At 59.9% G+C, this 227-nt stretch carries 1 pseudogene; it reads right to left on the bottom strand.

The features are described 5' to 3' along the window. Nucleotides 1-61: 61 nt before the first annotated feature. A pseudogene (locus HLUSI_RS35065) lies at nucleotides 62-227 on the bottom strand (methyl-accepting chemotaxis protein); the annotation flags it as partial.

The following is a 227-nucleotide window of genomic DNA, read 5'->3' as shown; positions in this document are numbered from 1 at the left end:
GCGACGTCTGAAGCGTTCTGCGCCAGTTGATTGGGCGCCCTTTTGTTTTTCTGCCGCCGGTTTACAGTTTGAAGTGCCGCCCTGCTTCCGCCAGCTTGCCGGCTTGCGTCTGCAACAGTTCCGACGTCGCCGAGGCTTGCTCCACCAGCGCGGCGTTCTGCTGCGTGGTGTTGTCCATTTCGGTGACGGCCTGGTTGATCTGTTCAATGCCCTGGCTTTGTTCCTGG

Origin of the sequence: Herbaspirillum lusitanum P6-12 (assembly GCF_000256565.1) — a bacterium.
Classification (GTDB): Bacteria; Pseudomonadota; Gammaproteobacteria; order Burkholderiales; family Burkholderiaceae_D; genus Herbaspirillum; species Herbaspirillum lusitanum.
The sequence above is the reverse complement of the archived record's forward strand: the minus strand, read 5'-3'. Positions and strand labels throughout refer to the sequence as shown.